Genomic DNA, 7,184 nt, shown 5'->3' with positions numbered 1-7,184 from the left:
TCACATAAACCTCTAACCCACTGCAAATCCCCTGTGGGAGCGAGCTTGCTCGCGAAGGCCGAGTGTCAGTCGAGACATGTGGTGGCTGATCCACCGCATTCGCGAGCAAGCTCGCTCCCACAAGGATTCTGTGGTGTCAGTGGCTTTCAGGCAATTCTTCTTCAGATTCGGTCTTCGTCCGCGCAGGTCGCGGCATCAGCGCTTGGATCACGTCATCAATCAAGGCTTTGCCCATCACCGTCAGGTAATGCGCAGACCAGGCATGGCGGTCGGTGTCTTTGATGAAGGCAGCGTCCTCAGCGAAGGATTTGGCGAGGAATAGCAGATCGGAAGCTTGCGACAGTGCATCAATGACGGGGACACCGGAGCGGACGTTGAATAGCGCCAGATCCGAGTTGTAGAGGAAAGAGGTAAAGCCGACGGTTGTGAGGTCCGAAGGTGATGAAGGACTTTGTTTGCTCATTGTTTCGCTCCATAAAACGAGGAGCTGCCGCATTCGTTACCACACGAATGGGTGGCAGCTGTACGCAGGGTGGTAAACCGGGAGAGCAAAGAAACCGGCAGACCCGAAGGTCTCCCACGCACAGCCGCCATGACTCGGAATTGCAGACGTAAAAACACCTGAGTCGTGTTGGGAGCGTTGTTGCACTTTGCTTAGCCGGGTTACCACACCCGATCACTGAATTGGTCAGCGACCTCTGGAGAGTATCCCGTCGAAAAACAGCGCAACAGAGCGGCAAAGTGCCCAAACACGAGATTAGGAGTTTGCCTACAAGGTATGCGGACGTCATCTGATATTGCGACACCGGTAACCGGAATTAAGGTGGCGAGCAATCTCGGGGGCGGTGGATTCTCGAGTTGGCGCCACAGGAGGGGGCCGAATAAAGGGCTTGACGATCGGATATTTTGAATGAGACAAGTGTCCACGTTTTATGGAATGTGGACGAGTGGAGTTTTAAGCTTCATGAAGAGTCAAGACATTTTGCTTTTGTTCAAGATGACCAGCCTTCACGCTCAGGAGGAAAACCTCCTTGGGGTAATGGAGTCGGAGTCAAATTCGAACAGAGTCGAGGAGTTGTTGAAGCCCTACGTGGTCAGTCAAATGACGGCGGGCGGTCGGGTGGGGCAACCATTGGTCACCTACTCCACCGACGGTGAAGATACTATATTCCGCCGACAGGATTTCGATTCGCCCTTGGACGATGAGGCGGGGTGGGAAGGGTGGTCGGAGCCGGTAGCTGTTCCGCCACTGGCGAGCTGGAGTGAAGGTTACTCGTTGCGTGCGTTGTCTGCTTCACTTGGGCTAAGCAAGAGCGAAGTTTCAAATTCCATCGCCAGGTGTCGTGTGTCCGGGCTGCTCACCAATGACTATGACACCGGACTTCCAAAAGTTAACCGGCGGCAGTTGCTAAACATCACCGAGCACGCTCTGAAATACTTTTTCCCTGTAAAGCCCGGGGCAATGGTTCGCGGCATCCCGACGGGTTTTGCAGCACCGGCACTGTCCAAAAGCATCAAAAGTGCTGGCGGACTGATTCCGGTTTGGCCAGATGCACTTGGAGCGGAGCGTGGACAGGCGATAGAGCCGCTCTACAAGACAGTGCCGGAAGCGGTGAAGCGGGACAGGACCCTTTACCACTATCTTGCGCTTGCTGATGCAATCCGCCTTGGAGGTCCGCGAGAGTGTGGTGTTGCGGTCGACATTCTAAAAGCAGGGATGGGACTGAAATAACATGTCATCCAACGCTGATCACAACTACGAGCTTATAGAGTTTGTTGCTGAGGGTTTGGGAGAGGCGTTTCTCGCGGAGGTTGCCTTTGTCGGAGGTTGCACCACAGCCATGCTGGTAACTGATGCTGTTGTGCTGGACGACATTCGCTTCACCGATGATGTTGACCTGGTGATCGAGCTAGCAGGCATTGGCGCCTGGCAGCAGCTTACCGAACGGTTGGCGGCCAGGAATTTCAAGATTACTGGCGAGGATGAAGTGAACTGTCGTTTCCGCTTCAACGACATCGTCGTTGACGTGATGCCTTCTGATCCCGAGGTTCTCGGATATGCCAACCGCTGGTTTGTAGAGGGGCTGGCGCGGGCCAATAAATTTACGTTGCCCAGTGGTACCGTCATCCAGATATTCAAACCGACCTATTTTCTCGCGACAAAACTGGAAGCCTTCAGTGGTCGTGGCGGTGGCGATCCATACCATAAAGACGTCGAAGACATCATTATCTTGATTGATGGACGTCCAGAGCTTTTAGAAGAGGTTCGGCAGGCGGAATCCGAGCTCAAAGAATTCATCACGAATGGAGTTCGAGCACTCAGGGTTCTCAGTGGCATTGACTATGTGATTGAAAGCTCGGGCTCGGTACAGGCCAATCCGGGAAGAGGGCAAATCATTCATGGGCGCATGAAAGAACTGGGCAGCGCATGAAATACCACGTCAGATCGGTAGCAGGGCGAGCCAGGAGAACCAACCATGACTTTGCTGGAGCGCTCTGTGATGGAGAAAACGGCGTATTTGTTATCACGGACGGTACATCGAGGGTTGGCAGTGGCCAGTTGGCTGAGTCCTTTGTGAAAGATGTTTTAGAGGTCTGGTCAAAACACTTTGATCACGGCCTCGATATTCCTGAGTGCGAAGCTGTTGAACAGGTACTGCTTTCTATACTGGCCGACCTCCACCCCGTTTTGTTTGCAAGTCACACAGGCGCCACTTGTTATGTGGTGGGTGTCGCTGCTCATGGGAAACTCACGCTTGCGTATGAGGGTGATTGTTCGTGCGGTGTTGTGACGCCAGCAGGAGCGATCGAATGGATTACGTCGCCCCACTGTAAGGCTAACTGGAGGCGCGACCGTTCCCACTCCGAGCTGGCGCAAGATCCGGCTCGAAACCGGGTGACTCGATGCTTGAAGGCGAGTCGCGCACCGAACCCTGACTTTGTGTTTCATTCATTGACCCTAAGAGAACGACTGGTATTTGCAACCGATGGCTTTTGGGCGGAGCTAACCGAGTTACAGCAAAGCTACTTGCTAGCAGCGCCGGATGGCAGCTGTATCGATGTAGAAGATGACATCACGTGGATAGATGTTCAGCTTTAGTCTCGGTATCGATAGAAGTTTCGACTGGCAGGAAGTGCTGCAAGTTTGCGTAAAAAAGCCCCCGCAACCGTGAGGTTGCGGGGGCTTTTCGTTGGAGCGCTTCAGATCACTCTGTCGGCTGATCCTTGCTCTGACGCTTCTCGATCAGGTCCACCAGACGCTTGGCCAGCGCCGGGTAGTTCTCGTCGAAGTGGTGGCCGCCGGGCAGTTTCACCGCTTCGCCGACTGCCGTCTTGTCGGTGCAGCCGCTTTCGTCGGTTTCTTCGGCGCCGTAGATGCACACTACTTTGGCCGCTGGCAGCTTGGCCATTTCCGGGCCGGTGGCGGCTTCTTTGCCGGCGTTGCCGAGCCAGCCTTCGACTTCGATTTCGAAGCTGCCGGTACGGGCGAAGGCCAGCAGGATGATGGCGTCGACGCGTTGCTGCTCGGTGTCCGGCAGGCGGTTGTAGATCGCCGGCAGGACGTCGGCACCGAACGAATAACCGGTCAGGATGAAGCGCTTGGTGCCCCATTTCTGACGGTAGTGCTGCATCAGTTCGGTCAGGTCCAGGGCGCTTTGCTCCGGGCTCTTGTGCTGCCAGTAGTAGCGCAGGGTGTCGATGCCGACCACCGGGTAGCCAATCTTGGCCATCTCGCCGGCCACATCGCGGTCGAGGTCGCGCCAGCCGCCATCACCGGAAAGGAACAGGGTCACGGTGTCCTTGGCCTGACCGGCCGGCACTTCAACCACCGGAATCGCCAGACCGCCGTTGGCCTTGTCGCCGCCGACGAGGATCTTGCGCAGCTCGTTGTTCAGCACTTGCGGCAGATTGATGTCGTAGTCGCTGATGCTGGTTTCGGCGTTCGGTTGATCGCGCACGAAACCGGCGCTGGTGTCGTCCGGGTTGTCGTTCCATGCCACCAGCCAATGGCCGTGGGCCGCAGATTTCGGCAGCAGGTGGGTGCAGCCGGGTTTTTCCAGGGCCAGGTCAACCGAGATGGCCTGGGCCTTGTCGTCCTTCTGCTCGGACAACCAGCGCCAGGCCAGTACGGCGCCCGGGCCGATACCGCTGACCAGCGTGGCCGGGCCATTCAGTTCGCGCAGGCCGGTTTGCAGCGCGCGGCTCTGTTGCAGGCAGTCCTTGGGCAGAATCACCTGAACGATTTGCGCCGAGGCGCTGCGGCTCAGGGTGCTCAGTTGGTTGTCGGTCAGCTTCTGGTCGTCATTGACCGCTACCAGAACCTGAGCCTTGGGCTGGGTGCCGGGAACGACGCGGGTCATGACCGTGCCGTCGGCGGCAGTCAGCGGTTGCAGAGTCGGTTGCGGTGCCGGGCGTTTGAGGTACCAGTAACCGCCGCCGGCAATCACGGCCAGCACGATCAGTGCGGCCAGGATGTACTTCAGGGAGCGTTGAATCATCAGCGTTTCACCAATCCAGTCAAGCCGCCCGCGATCAGGGCAGCAGTATCGGCCAGCGCCACCAGCGGATCGAGTCCGGCGGGCACTGCCATATAACGGGGTTCCCAGTCAGGCTGGAACTTGTCTTTGAAGCGGCGCAAGCCTTGGAAGTTGTACAGCTGCTCACCACGGCGGAAGACCATCGAGCCCAGACGCTGGGTCAGCGGTGCACCACGCCGGGGTTGCAACCCCGACAACGGCACCATGCCCAGGCTGAAGCGCGCGTATCCGTGACTCTTATAGTGTTGAATCAAACCGACCATCAGGAATTCCATGGTCAGCTTGGGGGCGTCCGGGTGCGAGCGCATCAGATCGAGACTGGCCAGGTCATGGCTGTAAGTCTCGAGCAGGTTGGCGAACGCCACCGGGCGGCCTTCGAAGCGAATCACCGCAATGCGGAAATGCTTCAGGTAATCGTCGCTGAACCGACCGAGGGAGAAACCTTTCTCGCGCACGTTCTTGCCGGTCAGCCACGCATCGGAAATCACTTTCAACTCGTCCATCGGCGCCTGGCCCGGCTCGTGGATTTCCAGCGACAGGCCGTCGCGGGTCCCACGGTTCCAGGTGTAGCGCAGGTCCTTCATCTCTTTGCCCTTGGCTTCCAGGTCAAAGCGATGCAGATCGACCCGGGCTTCTTCGCCGAGCTTGATCGCGGTCAGGCCGATGTCCATGTAGTACGGCAGGTTCTCGGCACGTACCTGATAGAACACCGGACGGGTGTGATGGATGTCGCACAGGTCGCGGAACTGCCAGATCATTTCGGCACGCTGCTGGCCGGGGCCGATCGGGTCGTACAGCGCCACGAGGCTGCGGCCACGGCGGGCGTACATCAGGAACGCCTCGTCGTTGGGGTGAAACAGCAGTGCCTTGTCACCGGTCAGTGCCAGGCCGCCATCGGGTTGCGACGAGGCCATGAGGATCTTCGAGGCGCGTTCCAGTTCATCCGGTGTCGGGAGGTGAATCACCGGGCGCGCGGTGCGCAGCAGCCAGGTCAGGGCGATCACCAGCAACAGTACGGCAGCACCGAGCAGCGAGCGCAGGCCACGCGGCGCGTCAGCGTCGAGGGTGAACTGCCACCACAGTTGATGGCTGTAAGGCACGTCCTGATAGGCGAACAGCAGCAGCCAGGTCGAAGCCCCCAGCACGCAGAGGCTGGCCACCAGATACAGCGGCGAGAACGGTAGCTCGGTCAGGCGGCTCGGACGATAGAAGGAACGGCGGAACACCCCCAGCAACGCAGCGGTGAGTGTCATCAGCGTGGCTTCTTCCCAGTCGAAGCCTTTGAGCAGCGAGAGCAGGGCGCCGACCAGCAACAGAATGGTGGTCAGCATCCACGCGGCAGACAGCCGACGACGCAGGCCCTGGGCGAGCAACAGGCACAGCACGCCGATCAGACTGGCGCCGAAGTGCGAGGCGTCGACCAGACGATGCGGGATCAGAAAGCCGATGTGTTCGAGACGGGTGTCGATCTCCGGGGTAGCGCCGGAAAACAGCAACACCACGCCAGACAGGAACACCAGCACCGCCAGAATGGGCGCCGCCAGACCGGACGCTGCGCGCATGGTCTGGGTCTGAAACAGGCGCTGGCCTTCGTTGATCAGCAAGAACAGGCAGGCCACCAGCAGCGGCAGCACGACATAGATCAGGCGGTAGAGCAGCAGGGCGGCGGCCAGTGGCGCGGCACCAAGTGTGTCGGCGAACGCGGCGAGCAGGATAGCCTCGAAGACCCCGACACCCCCGGGCACATGGCTGAGCACGCCGGCGGCCAGGGCCAGCAGGTACACCAGCAGGAAGGCGCCGAATGGCGGGGCTTCCGGCAGCAGCAGGTAAAGCACGGTGGCTGCTGCGGCGACGTCGAGGGCGGTGATGATCAGTTGCAGGAAGGTCAGTCGGCGGCCCGGCAGGCGCAGCGTCCGGCGCCCGGCCCTGACCAGCAGGTTATCGCGGTACGGTTGCTCCGGCAGGCGCCGGCGGTAGATGCCGATCGCCAGAATCGCGCCCAGACCCAGCACCACCATGGCAATCGTGCCGAGCAGGCCCTCTGACAGGCCCAAGGCGGCGGAAGCGGAAGGCAGGTCGCTGAGGGTTGCGAGAGCCGCCAGCGGTGGCAGGGCGCAGCCCAGCGACAGGCTGGCGAACAGCGTCATGTGGGCGACTTCTGATGCCCCCAAGCCATGGCGTGCATATAAACGGTAGCGCACCGAGCCGCCGGACAGCAGCGACAGGCCGATGGCGTTGCCAATTGCAAACGCAGTGAAGCCGCCCAGCGCCAGCGTGCGCGGTGGCAGCGTCACGCCGGCATAGCGGCTCGCTGACCATTCATAGCCCAGCAATATAATGAAGCCGATCACCGTCGCACCCAATGCCCCGAGCAGAGCAGGTTTCGGCACGGCCAGGATCGAGTCATGGAGCGCGTAGAGATCGAGTTCGCTCAGCAGATGGCGACAGGCAATCAGCGCAATGGCAAACAACAGCAACGTGACCGCCAGACCGATAGGCTGGCGGTATTTGCTCAAACGATCCAGCAAGCGCAGGCGCTCGGGCTTGATCGGATGGTCTGCTGTGACGGTGTCTTGTGGATCAGACGAGTTGGCGCGCATCAATCACCTCTTGGATTGTGCGCGACAGGATGGAGGTATCCAGCCA

6 protein-coding genes are annotated in these 7,184 nt (G+C 59.4%); 3 read left to right on the top strand and 3 right to left on the bottom strand.

The genetic code is table 11. The features are described 5' to 3' along the window. Window positions 1–136: 136 nt before the first annotated feature. A complete protein-coding gene (locus tag AC27VU_RS24325) occupies window positions 137–463 on the bottom strand; it encodes a DUF3077 domain-containing protein (RefSeq protein ID WP_473018961.1) in 327 nt (108 codons plus the stop codon). A 501-nt stretch (window positions 464–964) separates the two neighbouring features. Here AC27VU_RS24325 and AC27VU_RS24320 point away from each other — a divergent pair. From AC27VU_RS24320 to AC27VU_RS24310, 3 genes are read left to right on the top strand one after another with little or no spacing between them, the layout of a single operon-like run. Further along, complete coding sequence (locus AC27VU_RS24320; RefSeq protein WP_488725067.1) at window positions 965–1,732, top strand: MarR family transcriptional regulator; 768 nt, start codon at window positions 965–967, stop codon at window positions 1,730–1,732. Between the two features lies 1 nt (window position 1,733). Continuing rightward, a complete protein-coding gene (locus AC27VU_RS24315) occupies window positions 1,734–2,432 on the top strand; it encodes a hypothetical protein (RefSeq protein ID WP_003222287.1) in 699 nt (232 codons plus the stop codon). Then, window positions 2,429–3,100: a PP2C family protein-serine/threonine phosphatase gene (locus tag AC27VU_RS24310; protein WP_338800959.1), complete on the top strand. Its 672-nt coding sequence runs from the start codon at window positions 2,429–2,431 to the stop codon at window positions 3,098–3,100. Before AC27VU_RS24315 ends, AC27VU_RS24310 begins: the two co-directional genes overlap by 4 nt. Before the next feature lie 106 nt (window positions 3,101–3,206). Here the strand turns inward: AC27VU_RS24310 and AC27VU_RS24305 are convergent, their stop codons facing one another. Beyond that, a complete protein-coding gene (locus tag AC27VU_RS24305) occupies window positions 3,207–4,499 on the bottom strand; it encodes a virulence factor family protein (protein WP_003222292.1) in 1,293 nt (430 codons plus the stop codon). Then, window positions 4,499–7,138 carry a bifunctional lysylphosphatidylglycerol flippase/synthetase MprF gene (mprF, locus tag AC27VU_RS24300; RefSeq protein ID WP_003222293.1) on the bottom strand — a complete coding sequence of 880 codons (2,640 nt, stop codon included), beginning with the start codon at window positions 7,136–7,138 and terminating at the stop codon, window positions 4,499–4,501. The genes AC27VU_RS24305 and mprF overlap by 1 nt, the downstream gene beginning before the upstream one ends. Window positions 7,139–7,184: the final 46 nt, after the last annotated feature.

It is taken from the genome of Pseudomonas sp. 14P5.3.2 (assembly GCF_057799175.1).
Note: the sequence above shows the minus strand (reverse complement) of the source record. Positions and strands in the feature narration are given on the sequence as shown.